Source organism: Trinickia acidisoli (assembly GCF_017315725.1).
Lineage (GTDB): Bacteria > Pseudomonadota > Gammaproteobacteria > Burkholderiales > Burkholderiaceae > Trinickia > Trinickia acidisoli.
This window is the reverse complement of sequence record NZ_JAFLRG010000001.1, coordinates 657997-677204: the sequence shown is the minus strand read 5'-3', so window position 1 is coordinate 677204 and position 19208 is coordinate 657997. Positions and strand designations below refer to the sequence as shown.

The 19208-nt window shown below is 65.4% G+C and carries 19 protein-coding genes; 7 read left to right on the top strand and 12 right to left on the bottom strand.

Annotated features, from left to right (window positions below; all coding sequences use genetic code 11):
• From araH to J3485_RS03140, 7 genes are all read right to left on the bottom strand, one after another.
• Positions 1–1017, bottom strand: coding sequence for an L-arabinose ABC transporter permease AraH (gene araH, locus J3485_RS03170; RefSeq protein WP_206951128.1), 1017 nt, complete (start codon positions 1015–1017; stop codon positions 1–3).
• Positions 1018–1123: 106 nt separating this feature from the next.
• Complete coding sequence (araG, locus tag J3485_RS03165) at positions 1124–2641, bottom strand: L-arabinose ABC transporter ATP-binding protein AraG (RefSeq protein ID WP_206951127.1); 1518 nt, start codon at positions 2639–2641, stop codon at positions 1124–1126.
• A gap of 94 nt (positions 2642–2735) precedes the next feature.
• Entirely contained in the window at positions 2736–3737 is a 1002-nt protein-coding gene (locus J3485_RS03160) for an arabinose ABC transporter substrate-binding protein (RefSeq protein ID WP_206951126.1), read from the bottom strand.
• A 131-nt stretch (positions 3738–3868) separates the two neighbouring features.
• Positions 3869–4648: an SDR family oxidoreductase gene (locus J3485_RS03155; RefSeq protein WP_206951125.1), complete on the bottom strand. Its 780-nt coding sequence runs from the start codon at positions 4646–4648 to the stop codon at positions 3869–3871.
• A complete protein-coding gene (locus J3485_RS03150; protein WP_206951124.1) occupies positions 4648–5325 on the bottom strand; it encodes a 2-dehydro-3-deoxy-6-phosphogalactonate aldolase in 678 nt (225 codons plus the stop codon). The genes J3485_RS03155 and J3485_RS03150 overlap by 1 nt, the downstream gene beginning before the upstream one ends.
• An 86-nt stretch (positions 5326–5411) precedes the next feature.
• On the bottom strand, positions 5412–6386 hold the full coding sequence (locus tag J3485_RS03145) for a 2-dehydro-3-deoxygalactonokinase (protein WP_242538466.1): 975 nt from the start codon (positions 6384–6386) through the stop codon (positions 5412–5414).
• A 14-nt stretch (positions 6387–6400) separates the two neighbouring features.
• A complete protein-coding gene (locus J3485_RS03140) occupies positions 6401–7318 on the bottom strand; it encodes an IclR family transcriptional regulator (RefSeq protein WP_242538465.1) in 918 nt (305 codons plus the stop codon).
• A gap of 313 nt (positions 7319–7631) precedes the next feature.
• Between J3485_RS03140 and J3485_RS03135 the strand changes: the two genes are divergently transcribed.
• Positions 7632–8147 (top strand): cupin domain-containing protein, encoded by a 516-nt coding sequence (locus J3485_RS03135; RefSeq protein ID WP_206951122.1) that lies wholly within the window; start codon positions 7632–7634, stop codon positions 8145–8147.
• A 58-nt stretch (positions 8148–8205) separates the two neighbouring features.
• Here J3485_RS03135 and mtgA read toward each other — a convergent pair whose 3' ends face one another.
• From mtgA to mpl, 5 genes are all read right to left on the bottom strand, one after another.
• Positions 8206–8928, bottom strand: coding sequence for a monofunctional biosynthetic peptidoglycan transglycosylase (gene mtgA / locus J3485_RS03130; protein WP_206951121.1), 723 nt, complete (start codon positions 8926–8928; stop codon positions 8206–8208).
• A 77-nt stretch (positions 8929–9005) separates the two neighbouring features.
• Positions 9006–9908, bottom strand: coding sequence for a shikimate dehydrogenase (gene aroE, locus J3485_RS03125; protein ID WP_206951120.1), 903 nt, complete (start codon positions 9906–9908; stop codon positions 9006–9008).
• Positions 9905–12052 (bottom strand): ribonuclease catalytic domain-containing protein, encoded by a 2148-nt coding sequence (locus J3485_RS03120; RefSeq protein ID WP_206951119.1) that lies wholly within the window; start codon positions 12050–12052, stop codon positions 9905–9907. Before J3485_RS03120 ends, aroE begins: the two co-directional genes overlap by 4 nt.
• 140 nt (positions 12053–12192) lie before the next feature.
• Positions 12193–12777 carry a YqiA/YcfP family alpha/beta fold hydrolase gene (locus J3485_RS03115; protein ID WP_206951118.1) on the bottom strand — a complete coding sequence of 195 codons (585 nt, stop codon included), beginning with the start codon at positions 12775–12777 and terminating at the stop codon, positions 12193–12195.
• Positions 12774–14171, bottom strand: coding sequence for a UDP-N-acetylmuramate:L-alanyl-gamma-D-glutamyl-meso-diaminopimelate ligase (mpl, locus tag J3485_RS03110; protein ID WP_206951117.1), 1398 nt, complete (start codon positions 14169–14171; stop codon positions 12774–12776). Before mpl ends, J3485_RS03115 begins: the two co-directional genes overlap by 4 nt.
• Before the next feature lie 152 nt (positions 14172–14323).
• Between mpl and J3485_RS03105 the strand changes: the two genes are divergently transcribed.
• From J3485_RS03105 to prmA, 6 genes are all read left to right on the top strand, one after another.
• Complete coding sequence (locus J3485_RS03105) at positions 14324–14968, top strand: UDP-N-acetylmuramate--alanine ligase (RefSeq protein WP_206951116.1); 645 nt, start codon at positions 14324–14326, stop codon at positions 14966–14968.
• Between the two features lie 8 nt (positions 14969–14976).
• A complete protein-coding gene (locus J3485_RS03100; RefSeq protein ID WP_206951115.1) occupies positions 14977–15549 on the top strand; it encodes a TlpA family protein disulfide reductase in 573 nt (190 codons plus the stop codon).
• Between the two features lie 195 nt (positions 15550–15744).
• Entirely contained in the window at positions 15745–16200 is a 456-nt protein-coding gene (gene aroQ / locus J3485_RS03095) for a type II 3-dehydroquinate dehydratase (RefSeq protein ID WP_206951114.1), read from the top strand.
• Between the two features lie 65 nt (positions 16201–16265).
• Positions 16266–16733, top strand: a complete 468-nt coding sequence (gene accB, locus J3485_RS03090) for an acetyl-CoA carboxylase biotin carboxyl carrier protein (protein WP_206951113.1) — start codon at positions 16266–16268, stop codon at positions 16731–16733.
• Positions 16734–16853: 120 nt separating this feature from the next.
• Positions 16854–18221 carry an acetyl-CoA carboxylase biotin carboxylase subunit gene (gene accC, locus J3485_RS03085; RefSeq protein WP_206951112.1) on the top strand — a complete coding sequence of 456 codons (1368 nt, stop codon included), beginning with the start codon at positions 16854–16856 and terminating at the stop codon, positions 18219–18221.
• A 5-nt stretch (positions 18222–18226) separates the two neighbouring features.
• Complete coding sequence (prmA, locus tag J3485_RS03080; RefSeq protein ID WP_206951111.1) at positions 18227–19174, top strand: 50S ribosomal protein L11 methyltransferase; 948 nt, start codon at positions 18227–18229, stop codon at positions 19172–19174.
• Positions 19175–19208: the final 34 nt, after the last annotated feature.

Sequence of the window (19208 nt, the reverse complement as noted above, 5' to 3'; positions counted from 1 at the left end):
TCAATCGCGCGAGCCGCGGTTCTTGAGCTGATCGAGCAGCACGGCCGCGAGCAGAATCGCGCCGCGCACGAGGTACTGATAGAACGCGTCGATGTTCAACAGGTTCATGACGTTCTCGACGGTGCCCATGATGAGCACGCCGATCACGACGCCCGAAATCGTCGCGCGACCGCCTAGCAGCGACACGCCGCCGAGCACGCACGCCGAGATGACGTTCAGCTCGAAGCCTTCCGCGGCATTCGGCTGGCCCGACGTGATGCGCGATGCCAGAATCACACCGGCCAACGCCGTCACGGCGCCTTGAATCAGGAAGATCAAGACGCGCGTGCGCTCGACATTGATCCCGGCCAGACGCGACGCTTCCGGATTGCCGCCGATCGCGAGCGTGTTGCGGCCGTAGACGGTCTGATTGAGCAGCACGCCGAACCCGATGAAGCAGACCAGCGTGACCCAGATCGGCAGCGACACGCCGAACAGCGCCAATCCGCCGAGCGCGATGAACGTGTCCGACGAAACACCCACGGCCTGCCCATGCGAGACGATGAAGCCGAGACCGCGCACGATCTCCATCGTCGCGAGCGTCGTGATCAGCGCGTTGATGCGCAGATAGGCGATCACCGCGCCGTTGACCCAGCCGATCGCGGCGCCGGCCGCCACCGCGGCGACGATGGCAAGGAACGTGCTGTTCGTCGCGTTGAGCACCATCGCGCAGAGCACGCCCGCGAACGCGACGATGGAGCCGACGGACAGATCGAAGTCGCGCGACGCAAGACAGAACATCATCGTGCAAGCGACCATGCCGATCTGCGAGACCGACAACGCGAGGCCGAGCATGTTCTCGATCGAGAAGAAGTGATCGACGGTCAGCGACGTCGTCAGGAACATGAGGGCGAAAATCAGGATAAGGCTGTATTCGGTGACCTGCTGCCACCACTTCTGCCGATCGTTCTGCTGCGGGATCAGCGCTTCGGCCGCGCGCTTGGCGCCCGCCTCTACGAGGTTTTCTCTTGTTTGCATGTCGTGACTCCTTCACCCCGTTCGCGACGGGTCTTCGTTGCATCCGTTCCGTTTCGGGCACCGTTCTTCATCGCGGTGCCGCATACCGCCGCACGCCGCTCGGCGCTCAAGCCGCTTCGCGTGCGGCACGCCCGCCTTGAGGCAGCGCGAACTCCAACAGCGCAGGCTCGCTCGCCTTATCGCGCGCGAGTTCGCCCGCGATCCGCCCCTCGCGCATGACGACGATGCGATCGGAGACGCCGAGCACCTCGGGCAGCTCCGACGACACCATCACCACGGCGCAGCCGCGCTCGGCAAGCTCATAGATGACGTTATAGATCTCGTGCTTCGCGCCGACGTCGATTCCGCGCGTCGGTTCGTCCAGAATGACAACCTTGAGATCGGGCTCGGCGAGCCAGCGCGACAAGATCGTCTTTTGCTGATTGCCGCCCGAGAGCAGGCGGATCTTCTGCCGCCGGCTCGGCGTTTTGATCTTCAAAAGCTTGATGAAGCGATCGGCCGTCTCGGCCTCTTTCGCGCGATTGAGGAACAATCCCGCACGCAAGCCGTGCCGCCGGCAACTGATGTTGATGTTCTCGGCAACCGAGGCCATCGCGACGATGCCCTCTTCCTTGCGGTCTTCGGGGCACAGCACGATCCCGCGGCGAATCGCATGCGTCGGGCTTTTCACGTCGGCGGCGGCGCCGTCGAGCGTCAGATGTCCGCCGCGCCGTTTTTCGGCGCCGTAGACGAGCCGCATCAATTCGCTGCGGCCCGCGCCCACCAGCCCGAAGAAGCCGACGATTTCACCGGCTCGCACGGAAAAGCTCGCGGGCGCCGACAGGCCGTGGCCTTCGACGGCATCGACGACAAGCCGCACCTCGCCGTGGTGTCGAGACCGATAGCCGTAGATGTCGGCAATCTCACGCCCGACCATCTCCTTGACGATCGTCTCGCGCTTGACCTCGGCGAGCGACGGATGCGATGCGACCTTGCGGCCGTCGCGAAAGATCGTACAGGCAGTGCACAGCTCGTAGATCTCGTCCATCCGGTGCGAGATGTAGATGAGCGCGCGGTCATCGGCCTGCAACTCGCGCACGAGCTTGAACAGCACTTCGGTCTCGCGATGCGAAAGCGAACTCGTCGGCTCGTCGAGCGCGATGACGCGCGCGTTACGTAGCAGCGCCTTGCAGATTTCGACCATCTGCCGCTGCGCGATCGACAACCGTCCGAGCTTCGCGTTCGGGTCGAGATCGACGCCCATCGCGCCCAGCCGTTCCCGCACGAAACGCTTGGCGTCGCGCTTGTGCACCCAGCCGAATGCGTTCGGCAACCGGCCGAGCAGCAGGTTTTCCGTCACGGTCAGATCGGGAACGTATTGCAGCTCCTGGTGAATCACCGCGACGCCCGCAGCGATCGAGGCCGCCGCGCTCGGAAAACGCACCTCCTGGCCGTCCATCATGATGCGGCCCGAGTCGGGTTGATACTCGCCGCCTAAAATTTTGAGCAGCGTCGACTTGCCCGCGCCGTTCTCGCCCATGAGCCCGTGCACCTGGCCGGGCTCGACTTCGAACGACACGCCGTCGAGCGCGCGAACGCCCGGAAACACCTTGCCGATATTGTCAAATCGCAATGTTGCAGACATCTCACCTGTCCTCGCACTGAAGGGTCATCCAAGCCGGCCGCCCGTCGCGTTCGTCACTGAACCGACGCGCGGCCGGCCTGGAAAGCTGCGCCGATTACTTCGCGGCGAGCCCCATCTCTTGACGCACTTGCTCCACGTTGCCGCGCGTGGCCAGCATGCCCGTCGTCAACGTCAGGAGCGGCGGCTCCTTGCCTTGCGTGATCCAGGCATACATGAGGTTCGACGTCTCTTCGCCGTGGCGCTTCGGACTGATGATGACCGTGCCGAAGAAGCCCGTCGTCGCCGGCTTCTTGAATTCGTTGAGTGCCGAATCCGAGCCGCCGATACCGATGCCGATCATGTTGTCAGCCTTGAAGCCCCGGCTTTCCGCCGCGCGCACGGCGCCGAGCACCGCTTCGTCGTTCAGGCCGTACGCCACCCAGTGCTTGAACTGCGGGTTCTTCGTGATGGCGATGTTGGCGGCGTTGAACGCGTTTTCCGTATCGGTCTTCGCTTGCGGCGCGGCAATGACGTTCGCCTTCGGGAAGCCCGACGCAAGAAGAACGTCGGTTGCGCCTTGCGTGCGATCGTGCGCCGTCGGCAATTCCTCGTAGGTCACGTCGATCGCGCCGACGTCCTTCATATCCCAGCCGCGCTTCTTGATTTCGTCGATGATGCCCTTGCCGACCTGCTGACCGATGTTATAGGCCGAAATACCCATATGCGGCACCGACGCGATCGGTTTGCCGCTGCCGTCCACGAGGCGGTCGTCCACCGTCATCATCTTCAGACCGTCGGCCTTCGCCTTTGCGACGATGCCCGGCCCGAGCTTCACGTCGGGCGTGCAGATGATGAAACCTTGCGCCTTTTGGGCAGCGAGGTTGTCGATCGCACTCATCACCTTTTCGCCCGAGGTGGCACCGATCTTCACGAGCGTGAAGCCGTCCTTCTTGGCGGCCGTCTCGGCGAATTTCCATTCGTCCTGGAACCAGGGCTCTTCAGGCTGCTTCACGAGAAAGCCGATCTTGACCTGGTCGGCAGCTTGCGCGGCCGGGACGCCCGCAACCATCGAAGTCACCGCGGCGGCGGCCAGTGTGAGGAAAATTCTGCGCTTCATGAGGTCTGTCTCCTGTCTGATTGAGCGTTCGGCCGCGTTGTCTTGTCGGATGACTCACGCGGCCAGTGCGTCATCCGGTTCTCACGTCGCCGCGCGGGACCGCCGCACGGCAACTAAATCAATCTTTCATGTCAATCGTGGTAGAGCGCCGTGCGCCCACCGTCGATCGTGATGCAAGCGGCATTGATGAACGGCGCCTCGTCCGATGCGAGAAACACCGCCGTCATCGCTACCTCCCGCGGCTGCCCGATCCGCTTCATCGGCTGCAAGGCCAGCGTTGCCTGGCGCGCGGCTTCGGGATCGGGCTGCGCATTCCACCAATCGTGCGTGAGCTGCGTTTCCACATAGCCGGGCGCGATTGCATTGACGCGCACCTGCTTCGCCGCGTATTCGATGCCGAGCGCGCGCGTAAGGCCCAGCACGCCGTGCTTCGCGACGGGATACGGAAAGCACCCCGGGATGATCTGAAATGCGTGCGTCGACGCGATGTTCACGATGCTGCCGCGCCCACGCTCGACCATGCCCGGCAGCACGGCCTTGCAGCCGTTCCAGACGCCGTCGAGATCGACGGCGAAGCAGCGCCGCCAGTCGTCGTCGCTCATCGTGAGCGGATCGCAAAACACATTGATGCCGGCGTTGTTGACGAGCACGTCGATCGGACCGAACGCGTGCTCGGCCGCATCGCGCGCATCGCAGACGGACGGCGGCTGCGTCACGTCGGTGCGCACGGCGAGCACGCGCGCGCCCGGCGTCGCGGCCTCGATCTGCTCGGCGACACGGCATGCGGCATCGTGGTCGAGTTCGGCCAGCACCGTGGCAGCGCCTTCGCGCGCGAACGCGTGCGCAATCGCTTCACCGATCCCACGGCCGGCGCCCGTCACGAGCGCGACCTTGCCTGCGAGCCGGCCCATCACACCGCTCCCTCTTTCAATACGCGCCACGCCGCGATGAACGCCCGCGCGTGCGCGGTCGTCGCCTCGACGTCTTGCCCGGGGCGATACAGCGCGGAACCGAGGCCGAAGCCGTTTGCGCCGGCCGCAACCTGCATGCCCATGTTCTCGGGCGTGACGCCGCCCACCGGCACGAGCGGCACGCGCTTGGCGATCACCGCGCGCCAGGCTTTGACCACGTGCGCGCCCAACTGCTCGGCCGGAAACAGCTTGAGCACGTCGGCACCGCTCGCGAGCGCGGCGAACGCTTCGGTCGGCGTCGCGACGCCGGGCGCGCAAGCCATGCCAATTTCCTTAGCAGTCCTAATGATTTCAGTATCGCCGTGAGGCATCACGATCAGTTCGCCACCCGCTCCCGCAACGTCGGCAACGAAGGCCTGCCGCAGCACCGTGCCCGCCCCGACGATCGCATCGGCCGGCAGCGCCTTGCGCAGGGCGGCAATGCTGGAGAGCGGATCGGGCGAATTGAGCGGCACTTCGACGATACGAAAACCGGCGTCGTACAACGCATTGCCGTGCGCCACCACTTCGCCGGGCGTCACGCCGCGCAGAATCGCGATCAACGGACACGCGTCGAACGCGACCATGAAACGCGCATGAGGATGGTATGGCTTCGGCAGATCGAATTCGGTTTGCATGGCGTACTACCTTGATTCAATTCCCTAACGATTCGTCGGATGGCTATGTCGTTGCCGGTCGTTCGGCGATCTTGGTACGGTGTGCGTCAACTCGTGGGCGCGGTCGCATGTCGCTCGACGAGTCCGGCCTGCGTGGCGATCCGCCACAGCCCGTGTTCGGCCGCGGCCTCGACGACGCTGGCACGCACGCAACCGAACTGCGTCAACGCGAGCCGATAGCGCTCGCACAACGCTGTGCTGCCGATCAAGCGCGGCGCTTCGCCTACGAGCGTCGCGCCGCGCGACTCGAGCAGTGCGGCCAGCCCGCACAGCTCGTGACCGATTAGGAGTCCTGACAAATAATCGGGCTGCTGTTCGGCCGGCAGCGTGCCCGTCAAGCCGAGCGTGCGCGTGCTGAAAATCGTCGCGAGCAGCCCGGCGCGATGCGCGTGTTTGGCCACCGTCACGCCGCGCAGAAATGCTTGCGTATCGAGTTGGGCCGGCTCGACCATCGTGCGCCCGAGAATCGTGTGATCGCGCAGTGCCGCGTAAAGCTCGCCCGTCATGAACGTATGAAACGACTCCACGCGCTCGCCGCGTACGACGGCCCACTTCGCATGCGTGCCCGGCAGGCCTACGAGCGTGCGCGTGTCGCCGCCGATCGCATCGCTCGCGAGCGCCCCGACGATTTGCGTTTCCTCGCCGCGCATCACATTCGGCAATTCACCGCGCTCGATGACGCCCGGCACGATATGCATACGGACGCCGCGCGCCGTCGTGACGCGCACGATGCCCGCGACGAGCGCCGACGCGTCGGCCGGCGTGTCGATATACGGCGCCTCGCGCCAGCCTTGCGCGCTGCCGACCATGCCCGCCGCGATCACGGGCAGGTTCGGCGACGATTCGAGCCAATCGCCGCACGCGGCCTCGAACGCCGCGTCGAATCCGCCTATCTGCGGCAATCGCATGATGCCGTCGGTCGAGGCACGCGTATCGATGACCGCGCCGAGCGCATCGAACAAATACGCACGCATGGCCGTGGTACCCCAGTCGAGTCCGATCAGTACCGGTCGTGCGGTCATAGCTTGAACAACGCTCATCGTTTGATACGGCGTGCGCCGGGTGCAACCCAGCCGAGTTCTTCGGAGATCGCGCGCGCTTCGCGCTGCACGATCGGGATCAGTTCGTCCATCCGTTCGAGCGGCATGTAGGGAATCGTGCTCGCCACCGACACGGCCGCGATGATCGTTCCGGATGCATCGCGGATGGGCCCTGCCACACAGCGGATCGACGGTTCGTTCTCCTCGAGATCGAACGAGAAACCGCCTGCCGAGTAACGGACCATCCTTTGCAGGAACATCGGCTTGTCGGCGCGATTGTCGTTCTCGAGACGCACGCTCTCGAGCGCGCGCCTGGCCGAGTCGTAAAGCGTGCCCCACGTCTGAGGGGACAAATCGAGCATCAATGCCTTGCCGATCCCCGTCGAGGCGAGCGGCATGCGATGACCGACGCGCGAGCGCATTTCGAGGCCGCGCGTACCGGCGATCTTGTCGATGTAAAGCACGTCGTCGCCGTCGCGTACGCCGAGGTGGATCGTGTCGAGCGTCGCTTCCGACAGACGTTCGAGGTAGGGACGCGCCACCGCCGTCAGCGGCATTTGCTCGAGCGCGATCGTGCCGAGCTCGATGAGCTTGGGACCGAGCTGATAACCCTGCGCGTTGTGACGCAGATAGCGCGCCTGCACGAGGCTGCTCACGAGGCGGTGCGTGGTGCTGCGTGTGGTCCCGAGCGCCGCGGCGAACGCGCGCATGTCGCGGGCGCCCGAGGCGCACGCCTCGATGATGGCCAGGCCGCGCAACAGCGTTTGGGTGCCCGCCTGCGACTCGTTGATTTCGAGGGGAGATCCGCCGATCGGCGCGGGGCCGGCCGCACCGGCGGCAGGGGAGCCGAGGGCAGGCTCGGATGCGTCGCCCATCACGGCGGGATGGGCCAGGTCGTTGTCAGGGGCAGTCATCGGGCGCGTCTCCATGCGGTTGAGATGCTTCGCTCTCGAATCGCTTCGTCTCATGTAGTGCTCAGCGCGGTCATTTCGACCGCTTGCGACGAATTGTAGGCACGCCTTGCGTCAGCTCCAACATTTGAATGACCTACCCATATACTGAGATAACCCTGATTCGCGCCGAGCCGTGGCAAGATGCCGTGCGCGTTGCGCCTCGAGCTGCATCGCATGGCTCGTCGAATCCCGGCGCCCGAGCGGCACGGTCACCGCCACCGTCACAAGCACGCTTTTCACCCGACAGCCCCACTTCTCCCAAAAGGAGCGAAAAATGAAACCGATCATCAATCTGGCCGACATCGAACTGTCCCCACTACCGGCCGGCGTAGCGCCCCCCGAATCGATGGCCGAGCGCTACGCCCCACGCATGGGTGCGATCAGTCCGCACGTCGGTGCGCAGAAGCTCGGCTACAACGTGACGGCACTCGCGCCGGGCAAGCGCGGGTTTCCGTTTCACAACCATCGCGTGAACGAAGAAATGTTTTTCGTGCTGGAGGGAACGGGAGAGGTGCGCATCGGCGAGGCCGTCTATCCGATCCGCGCGGGCGACGTCATCGCGTGTCCGCCCGGTGGCCCCGAGGCGGCGCATCAAATCGCGAATACGGGCGACGTGGAATTGAAGTACTTGGCCGTGAGCACGAAAATGCTGCCCGAAATCGCCGAATACCCTGATTCAGGCAAATTCGGCATCCTCGCTGAGTTTCCCAATGCGTCGGGCGAACGACCGAAGGGATTCAGATTCGTCTCGCGCGAGAGCGAAAGCATGGCTTATTGGGAAGACAACTGAGCGAACCGAGCAGCCGGGTGGACATTGGGGCTGCCGAAAGCTAGCGGCCCATCGCAGCTCATCGCGGCACTTCGGCGGCGCCCATGCGCCGCGCGATGACACCCGAGCGCTGCTTGAGATAGGCGGACGAGCGATGCTGGTCGAAATATTTCGGATTCGGCAGCATGACGGCGAGCCGAGCCGACTGCCAAACAGTCAATTGGGCGGCCGAGCACCGATAGTAGTAGCGGGCGGCCGCCTGCGCGCCGTACACGCCGTTGCCCCACTCCACCGAGTTCAGATAGATCTCGAAGATGCGCTGCTTGTCCATCAGCGTCTCGAGCATCCAGGTGATGATGAGCTCCTGCCCCTTGCGGACATAGCTCTTTTGCCGCGAGAGAAACAGATTGCGCGCGAGCTGCTGAGAGATCGTCGAGCCCCCGGCGACGATCCTGCCTCTCGCCTTGTTCTTCTCCCACGCCTGCAAGATCGCGTCGGTCTCGTAGCCGTTGTTGTTGACGAAATTGGCGTCTTCCGACGCGATGATCGCGCGCTTCAGATTCCGCGAGATGCGATCGTAGGGCACCCATTGATGCTGAATCGCGACGTCGGGCCGGTCCTGCGCGAGCCGCCAGGCGTCGGCCCGCATGAACGCCGTCGAACTCGGATCGACGACGGTCCATACGGCAATCTGCACGAAGTAATACGCCTGCGTGGCGACCCAGGCAAACGCGCATACCGCCACCGCATACAGCACCCAACCAGCGATGCCCTTTCCCGTTCGCTGTCTCGTTTTCGTCATCGATGCGTCTCGACCGTTCGCACTCGCGACGGCCGCGCCTCGCGCACCGCCAAGGGCGCCATCCCGTCCATCGCGACCTACGCCGACGCCGCCAACATCGCGCGCAGCTCGGCAAGCACCGGAGCGCTGTCGGGCCGCACACCGCGCCATATCCAAAACGACTCGGCGGCCTGCCCGACGAGCATCCCCAGCCCGTCCGACACGTTCGCGCCGAGCGCCTGGGCGTGCCGCATGAACACCGTCGGCTGCGCGCCGTACATCATGTCGTAGGCGAGCGTGCGGGGGCCAAAGGCCCGTGCGTCGCACTCAGGCACCGCCGCTGCCAGGGAACCGGCCGTCGCGTTGACGATGATGTCGTACGGCTCGGGCTCGACCACCGCGGGCGCGCCGCCCGACAACGCACACCCCGCCTCGTGAGCCGCTCGAGCGAATTGCTCGACGAGTGCTTGCGCCTTTTGCACCGTGCGATTGGCGATCGTCAATGCCCGCGGCCCGCGCTCGAGCATCGGCAATATCGCGCCGCGCGCCGCACCGCCCGCGCCGAGGAGCAAAACGCGTGCGCCGGCAAAGCGCATGCCCAAATTCGTCTCGATGTCGGTAACGAGGCCCACGCCGTCCGTGTTGTCGCCGTAGATGCCGTCGGCGTCGAACCGCAGCGTATTCACGGCGCCCGCCGCAGCCGCGCGCGGCGAAAGCCGGTCGGCCAACGCATGCGCCTCGAGCTTGAACGGCACGGTCACGTTCAGGCCGCGCCCGCCCGCCGCAACGAATGCGCGCACAGTGTCGACGAAGGCGTCGACGGGCGCGAGCAGGCGCTGATAGTCGACCCGCTCGCCCGTTTGCTCCGCAAAGCGCGCGTGAATGAACGGCGATTTGCTGTGCGCGATCGGATTGCCGACCACCGCATAGAGGTCGCTGCCAGAGGCGGCGGGCGCAATCGGCGGGACGCCTTGCGTCCCGTGCCCGCTCGCTTCGCTCATTGCGTCACCTGTGCAGATCGCGTCGCACCGCCTGATGCGTCCGACGCTTGCGGGCCTTCGGCATCGGCCGCACCGCCGCCGTTGGTCGATCCATGCGCCGTCTCGCCGCCTTCTTCCGCCCCTTCTTCCGTCGCACCTTCCCCCGCTTCGGCCTGCGCTTCCCCTTCGCTTTCAGCCGACGTATCGGGCGCGTCGATGACCTCCGCCTCTTCCTCTTCGTCCTCCGCGGTAGCGGACGCCGCGCCGGGCGCATCGAGCACGCGAATCGGACGCACCGACGCCTCGATGGTCAGCTCGTCGACCGACATCACTTCGAGCACGATGCGCGTACCACGCGCATGCACGCCGAGCCCCGGAACGTGAAGCAGCAACGGCACTTCCTCGAGCCGCACGAGATCGCCCTTGACCACCGCCGCGACGACCTCCTTCTTGTGCTCCTGCGTCAGCCACCGCAAGCACCAGAAATACTCCATCCGGCGCTGATGATCGGCGTAGGCGGTATAGGTGTCGTCGAAGCCCTGCACGACAGCGAACAGATCGGCGTCTTTCGGCTTGAACGGCGCAACGAGCTTGGCCGCGACGCCATGCTGGACGCAGGCGAGCAACTGCCATTGATTGACGAGGTCGACATAGCGGCGCAGCGGCGACGTGCTCCATGCGTACTGCGCGACGCCAAGGCCTTCGTGCGGCGCCGCGCTCGTCTGCATGCGCGTGCGCTTCGGCCCCGCCGCGGCAAAGGTGCGTTGCGTCCGGTAAATGCCGGGCACGCCGTGATCGTGCAGCAGCGCGCCCCACGTCGAATTGGCGAGAATCGCGAGCTCGGCGACGATCAGATCGAGCGGCGAGCCGCGACGGCGCGGCGTGATCGTGACGTGCTCGCCGTCGACGTAGAAGTTGTAATCCGTATTGCCCGGCACCTCGCGCCGCAGGCCATAGCCGGCGCGCGCGGCCTGCCGTTTTTCGAACAGCGCTTGCGCGAGCGGCCACAGCAAGGCGATCTCATCCTTGTGCGGATAGTCGCCGCTGCCGGCGGCGAGCGCCTCTTCGGTCACGCACGCGTCGAGCGTGTTGTGGCGCAGGTTGCTCTCCACGTGGACGAGCTCGGCGCGCGTTTCCGTGGCGACGATGTCCTGCGTGCCGCGGTTGACGATGACGTAGAGCGAGAGCGCGGGCCGCAATCCGCCCTCTTTGAGCGTGAAGGCTTCGACGACCTCGTCGGGCAGCATCGTGATCTTGTCGCCGGGCATGTAGACGGTCGACAGCCGAGCCCGCGCAATCGCATCGACGGCGTCGCCGCGCGCGATGCCGAGCGACGGCGCGGCAATATGCACGCCGACGCGAACGCGATCATCGGAGAGCAACTCGACCGAAAACGCGTCGTCGATCTCCGTCGTCGTGATGTCGTCGATCGAGAACGCGCGCACGTGCGCCGTCGGCAAGTCTTCCGGAACGGGCCCCGGCGTCACGGGCGAAAAACCGGTGCCGTGCGGAAAGTATTCGGACAGAAACCGCGCCTCGTGCAGCGCGCGGGCCGACGCGACCCCACCGCAGTCGAGCATGAGCCGCGCCGTCGAGACGCCGCGCGCCGCGGCGGCGCCTTCGAGCGCCTTGTATTCGATCCCGTTTTTGTCGGGCTTCGTGAGCAGCCCGAGCGCCTTGCCGCGAAACGCCTCGGGCAGCCGGCCAGCCTTGAGCTCTTCCTCGTATTGCGCCTGCACGAGCGCCTGCTGACGCTTGCGTTCGAGCCCCGCGAGCGCCATCTTCAATTGCTCTTCAGGCGCGCGCTGGTACTGTCCGCGGCCCTTGCGACGAAAGTAGACGGGCGCGCCTTGCATGCGCAGCACGAGTGCCGCGCGCTCGACCGCGCCCGCTTGCGCCCCGAAATATTCGCTCGCAAGCGCGGCGAACGGAAATTCGTCCGCCGGCGCGCACTCCCACAAAAAATCGAGATCGATCTGCTGCGCGGCAGCATCGGCCTCTTGCAGCAGTTCGGCCGCGCTCGGCTTGTCGAACTCGATCAGCACGTCCTTGGCGCGCACCTTCGCGCGCCGGCCGCCCGGCAGTTCGACCTGCAGCGCATCGCCTTGGCGCGACAGCACGCTACCCGCCTTCAAACCGCCTGATTCCTCAAAGAAAACGTTCACTCGACACTCTCGTTACGAATTGGGTCCTCGCAGCGAATCTGCGCCGCAAACCGCGCACCCGCTGCCGATCGATAGGGTTCCGTTGTGCGCGGCGCGCACAGTGCACGCGTCGCTCTCGCGCCGCCGACATGAAGGCCGCACTACACGAGTTCGGCCGGCGCGATGCCGCAAAACGCGAGCACATCGCCGACGTAATCGGCGAACTCGCTGATCGCATGGTCGCTGCCGACAATCAGCTTCGTCTCGACGCCGGGACAATGCGCAAGCATCTCGCGGTAATCGAGTACTTCGTCGCCCGTGGCGGCGATCAAATAATAGCGTTCCGGCCGCGTGATCGACTCGACGCCGAGCGCGCGCAGTTCGTCGAGATGATGCGGTTCGACGACGATGCTACCGCCGCCGTGCCAGAGCGGCTGCTCGCCGAGATAGGCGGACAAGTCGCGCTGGGGCAGAACGGCCGGATTGAGCAGCACCGCGCGCCAGCCGTGCTTCTCGGCGAGATGGGTCGCAAAGTAGCCGCCGAGCGAACTGCCGATCACGGTCACGTCTTCGGGCGCGGCGCCCGCAACCTGCGCCTCGGCCGCGGCAACGGCCGCGAGCGGCGAAACGGGCAGCATGGGACACCGCCACTCGCTCGCGCGCCCGAGCGCGGTCATGCGCGCCGCGAGCAGTTGGGCCTTGAACGATCGCGGTGAAGAACGGAACCCGTGCAGATAGAGAATCACGCGGCGCCTCTCGCGCGCGAGCCGAGCGCATCGAGCAGCTTCTGATGAACCCCGCCGAACCCGCCGTTGCTCATGACGAGCACGTGATCGCCGGCCCGCGCGGCGTGCGCGACGGCCGCCACCAGCGCGTCGAGATCGTCGAAAGCGCGCGCCTTGTCGCCGAGCGGCGCGAGCGCCTCGCGCAAATCCCAGCCGAGCGCGTCGCGGCCGGCGGGGGCGCCGTAGCCGAACACGAGATCGGCGCCCGCGAGGCTCGCCGGCAACTGCGCCTTCATGACGCCGAGCTTCATCGTGTTCGAACGCGGCTCGAGCACCGCCAAGATTCGCGTGCGCGCGCTGCCCACGCGCGTACGCAGGCCCGCGATGGTCGTCTCGATGGCCGTTGGATGGTGGGCGAAATCGTCGTAGATCGTGACGCCGTCCACGCTGCCGCGCACTTCCATGCGCCGCTTGACGTTGCGAAATTCGGTCAGCGAACGCGCCGCCTGAGCCGGCGGCACGCCGACGTGCCGCGCCGCCGCGACGGCCGCGAGCGCGTTGAGCCGGTTATGCTCGCCCTGCACCTGCCAATCGACGACACCGACGCGCTCGCCGCGCCAATAGACGGCAAAGCGCTCGTCGATCGGCTCGCCCTCTGCGGCGGGCAGCGCGTCCCAGCCGCCGTCGACGCCGAAGCGCTCGGCCTCGCTCCAAAGGCCGCGCGCGAGCACGCGATCGAGCGCGGCGTCGCGCCCGTTGACGACGAGACGGCCGATGGCGGGCACCGTCCGCACGAGGTGATGAAATTGCGTTTCGATCGCAGCCAAATCCGGGAAGATGTCGGCGTGATCGAACTCCAAATTGTTGAGAACGGCGGTGCGAGGCCGGTAGTGAACGAACTTCGAGCGTTTGTCGAAGAACGCCGTATCGTATTCATCGGCTTCGATGACGAAGAAATTCGAATCGGTGAGCCGCGCCGACACGCCGAAATTGAGCGGCACGCCGCCGATCAGAAAGCCGGGATCGAACCCCGCGTCCTCGAGCAGCCAGGCGAGCATCGAGCTCGTCGTCGTCTTACCGTGCGTACCCGCCACGGCCAGCACCCATTTGCCGGCCAGGACGTGCTCGCCGAGCCATTGCGGCCCCGACACATAAGGCAGGCCGCGATCGAGAATGGCCTCCATGAGCGGATTGCCGCGCGAGACGACGTTGCCGACGACGAATAAGTCCGGCTTCAGATCGAGCTGCTCGGCGCCGTAGCCTTCGACGAGCGTGATGCCTTGCGCCTGGAGCTGGGTGCTCATCGGCGGATAGACGCCGGCATCGCAACCCGTCACGGTATGCCCCGCGCCGCGCGCGAGCACCGCGAGGCCGCCCATGAATGTGCCGCAGATGCCGAGGATGTGGATATGCATAAAACTGTCTGCTCGTGCCGCGCTTGCCGCGAGTGCATGAAGGGGACGCGAACGCCGGGCGGGCGAGCCGCGTGAGGCCCGCTATTGTACCCGAGGCGATCGCGTCTCCCGGGCGCAGCGGAGCGCACCGGACGATCGAGTATGATTGACGGATGGTGCGCAAATCTTTTGTCGATCCGCAACGCGTGCGGGAGGAAATCGCGATCGCGGCGGCGCGGCTGATCGCGGAGGAAGGGCTCGACTACGCAAGCGCCAAGCGCAAAGCCGCGCGGCAGGTTGTCGGGCAGCCACGCGTCGCCGGCGAGTGGCTGCCCGACAACGACCAAATCGAGGAAGAAATCCGCCAATACCAGTCGCTGTTCCAGGCGGACACCCAACCGGCCGTGCTGCGCCGGCTGCGGGAAATCGCGCTCGACTGGATGAAGCGGCTCGTGGCCTTCAACCCCTATTTGACCGGCGCGGTACTCAACGGCACGGCCGGCGAGCATTCGGACATCCATTTGCAGGTGTTCTGCGACAATCCGAAAGAGGTCGCGATTTATCTGCTCAATGCCAGCGTGCAATACGACGTCTCCGAAACGCGCCATTTCGGCGGCCGCGGCGACGTCGAGACACTGAGCTTCCTGTGGCGCGGCACCCGCGACGAGGCGCCCGTCGGCGTCCACGTCGCGCTGTACGACGCCGATGATCTGCGCGGCGCGGTACGCGCCGATTCGCGCGGCCGCGCGGCACGAGCGAGCACCGAGGCCCTCGAAGCGCTGCTGGCCGCGGGCGATGCCCCGCCCTTAACCAATTGAACGTTCAGATGAATAAGAAAGCCATACTCGCCGTTGCTGCTGTTGCAATACTCGCGGCCGGCCTGGGAGTCGGCGCCCGGCAGTGGCTGTTCGGCGGCGCGAGCAGCGCAGCCGCCGCGCAGCCGCAGGCCGACACGGCCTCCATCGCGGCGCCGGCGAGCGGGGCCGTCGCGCAATTGTTCGCCACGCAGTTGCATGACGTCGCCGGCAAGCCGCAAACGCTTACGCCCTACAAAGGACACGTGCTCGTCGTCAACTTCTGGGCGTCCTGGTGCGGCCCGTGTGTGGCGGAGATGCCCGAGCTCGTTCGACTTCACGACGCCTACGCGAGCAAGGGCATACAGTTCATCGGGATCGGCGTCGATTCGCAGCAAAACGTACAGAACTTTCTGAAAAAGATCCCCGTCGACTACCCGATTCTCGTCAGCGGATTCGGCGGCGCGGACCTGGCTCGAAGCCTCGGCAACGGGGCCGGCGCATTGCCCTTCACCGTCGTAATTGACGCCAACGGCACCGTACGGTCGACAAAATTAGGACAAGTCACGCCGCAGGAATTGCGCAAGACCTTGGATGCGCTTTGAGCTCGCACGACCGCAACAACGCAGATCGCACCACATTGACGCACGATCGAGGCAATTTGCCTGAAGTTGGTAGCAATAAAGCATCCAAATCGGCAAAAAATACCGCCACATCCGTCCTCTTTTTCATCCGCTGCTAGACAAGTTTCGCCAAACGGCGCTAAAGTGCGCGCAATTCCGCGGAAACAGAAGCGAACCATGAAACGATTGCTGGTACTGCACGGCCCGAACCTCAACCTGCTAGGCACGCGGGAACCCGAGGTATACGGCCGCGTCACCCTCGAGCAGATCGACCAGGCGCTCTGCGCGCGCGCGCAGCAAGCGGGCGTCGAGTTGGCGACGTTTCAGAGCAACCACGAAGGCCAGCTCGTCGACCGCGTGCAAGCCGCCCGTGCGGAATCGGTCGAGTTCATCTTGATCAATCCCGCCGCCTATACGCATACGAGCGTCGCCCTGCGCGATGCGCTGGCGGGCGTCGGCATCCCGTTCGTCGAGATCCACCTGTCGAATGTACATCGCCGAGAGCCGTTCAGGCATCACTCGTACTTTTCCGATCAGGCCGAAGGCGTCATCTGCGGGCTCGGTTGGATGGGCTATCTGTACGCACTCGAGTTCGCGCTCGAGCGGCTGGCGTCGTCCAGCGCACGCGGCTGATTTCAGAACATCAAATCGGCGCCGACACGAGCCGGCGCCTCACGCATTGAAAAAGGGGATTCCCTATGGATCTACGTAAGCTGAAAACTTTGATCGACCTCGTCTCCGAATCGGGTATCTCCGAGCTCGAAGTGACCGAAGGCGAAGGCAAAGTCCGCATCGTCAAAAATGCGCCGCCGGTTTACGTACAACAGGGCCCGGCGTACGGGCCGCCGCTGACGGCGTCCTACCCCACAGCAGGCGCCGCCGGCGCACCCGAGCACGCCCCCGCAGCAGCGGCCCCGGTTGCCGCCGTGCAAGGCCATGTCGTCAACTCGCCGATGGTCGGCACCTTCTACCGCTCGCCGTCCCCGGGCGCCGAACCGTTCGTCCAAGTGGGCGATTCGGTCAAGGAAGGCCAGACGCTGTGCATCATCGAAGCGATGAAGCTGCTCAACGAAATCGAAGCCGACAAAGCCGGCGTCGTGAAGGAAATCCTGATCGAAAACGGCCAAGCCGTCGAATACGGCCAGCCGCTTTTCGTCCTCGGCTGATCGCAACGCGGGCCCGGGCGCGTATCCGCCTCGGGCGTAGCCGTTTCGCTCGAATGCCGTGCGCCGCCCTATTTCGCGGCCCCACGACGCACGAGCCCATTAATGCGTCGAACAATAGCCATGTTTGAAAAAATCCTCATTGCGAACCGCGGCGAAATTGCGTTGCGCATCCAGCGCGCGTGCCGCGAGCTCGGCGTCAAGACGGTCGTCGCCTACTCGACCGCCGACAAAGAAGCCAAGTACGTCAAGCTCGCCGACGAAGCCGTCTGCATCGGGCCGGCACCTTCGCCGCAGAGCTACCTGAACATGCCCGCGCTCATCAGCGCGGCCGAAGTCACCGACGCCGAAGCGATCCACCCCGGCTACGGCTTCCTCTCGGAAAATGCCGATTTCGCCGAGCGCGTCGAGCAGTCGGGCTTCGCCTTCATCGGCCCGCGTCCCGAAACGATTCGCCTGATGGGCGACAAGGTCTCGGCCAAGCAGACGATGATCAAAACGGGCGTGCCGTGCGTGCCCGGCTCGGAAGGCGCGCTGCCCGACGATCCGAAGGAAATCGTCAAGATCGCGCGCTCGGTCGGCTACCCCGTCATCATCAAGGCGGCGGGCGGCGGCGGCGGGCGCGGCATGCGCGTCGTCCACACTGAAGCGGCGCTCGTGAACGCCGTCAACATGACACGCGAGGAAGCCGATCGTGCATTCGGCAACCCGCAGGTCTACATGGAGAAGTTCCTCGAAAATCCGCGCCACGTCGAAATCCAGGTGCTCGCGGATTCGTTCAAGAACGCGCTCTGGCTTGGCGAGCGCGACTGCTCGATGCAGCGCCGCCACCAAAAGGTGATCGAAGAGGCGCCCGCGCCCGGCATCGCACGCCGCTTGATCGAGCGGATCGGCGACCGCTGCGCCGACGCCTGCAAGAAGATGGGCTATCTCGGCGCCGGCACGTTCGAATTCCTCTATGAGAACGGCGAGTTCTACTTCATCGAGATGAACACGCGCGTGCAGGTCGAGCATCCGGTAACGGAGCTGATCACGGGCGTCGACATCGTGCAGGAGCAGATCCGCATTGCCGCCGGCGAAAAGCTCGCGCTGCGTCAGCGCGACATCGTGTTCCGCGGTCATGCGATCGAGTGCCGGATCAACGCCGAGGATCCGTTCCGCTTCACGCCGTCGCCGGGCCGCATCACGTCGTGGCACACGCCCGGCGGCCCTGGCATCCGCGTCGATTCGCACGCGTACAATGGGTATTTCGTTCCGCCGAACTACGACTCGATGATCGGCAAGCTGATCGCCTACGGCGCGACGCGCGAGCAAGCGATCCGCCGCATGCGCATCGCCCTGTCGGAGATGGTCGTGGAAGGCATCCAAACGAACATCCCGTTGCATCGCGAGCTGATGCTCGACGGCAGCTTCGTCGAAGGCGGCACGAGCATTCACTATCTGGAGCACCGGCTCGCCGAAAAGCAGCAAGCCGCGCCGGAAGAAACCTGATTGCCATGAGCTACAGGGAACTGATCGTCGAACTGGAACGAACGCGCGCGGAGGCGCTGTCCGATGCGCTCATCGAGCTCGGTGCGCTATCGGTATCGGTCGAAGACGCCGATGCCGACACGCCCGACGAGCAGCCGCTGTTCGGCGAGCCCGGTCTCACGCCGGAACGAACGGCGTGGCAGCATTCGCGCGTCGTCGCGCTGCTCGCGCCCGAGCAGGAACCCGCCGTGCTGGCCGCCGCCGCGGCGAACGCGGTTGGCTTGGCCGGCACGCCGCCGTTCACGCTGCGCGACGTGCCCGAACAGGATTGGGTGCGTCTCACGCAATCGCAATTCGAGCCCATCCCGATCGGCAAGCGCATTTGGGTCGTGCCGTCTTGGCACGACGCGCCCGATCCCCAGGCACTCATCCTCGAACTCGATCCGGGCCTCGCCTTCGGCACGGGTAGCCATCCGACGACGCGGCTGTGCATGGAATGGTTGGAGGACTCGATCGCGCACGGCCAATCGGTGCTCGACTACGGTTGCGGCTCCGGCATTCTGGCGATACTCGCGAAAAAATGCGGTGCCGCGCCGGTCGTCGGCGTCGACATCGATCCCCAAGCCGTCGAATCGGCACGACTCAACAGCGAGCGTAACGGCGCCGAGGTGGCCTATGCGTTACCTGACGATTGCCCGGCCGGACAATTCGACATCGTCGTCGCGAACATCTTGTCGAACCCGCTCAAGCTCATGGCCTCGATGCTGAGCGCAAAGGTCAAAGCGGGCGGACGCATCGCGCTGTCGGGCGTGCTGGCCCGGCAAGCCGAGGAAGTCGCGCAGGCGTATCGGCCGTGGATCGATATCGGCGTGTGGCGCGAACACGAGGGATGGGTGTGCTTGACGGGCGTCAAGCGCGTCTCCGAGCAAAATGGCGATCCGAGCGCGGCCGAGGGCCCCGCGGGAAACCATTAGAATAGCGTCTATCGATCGATGTACCGGCCTTGCC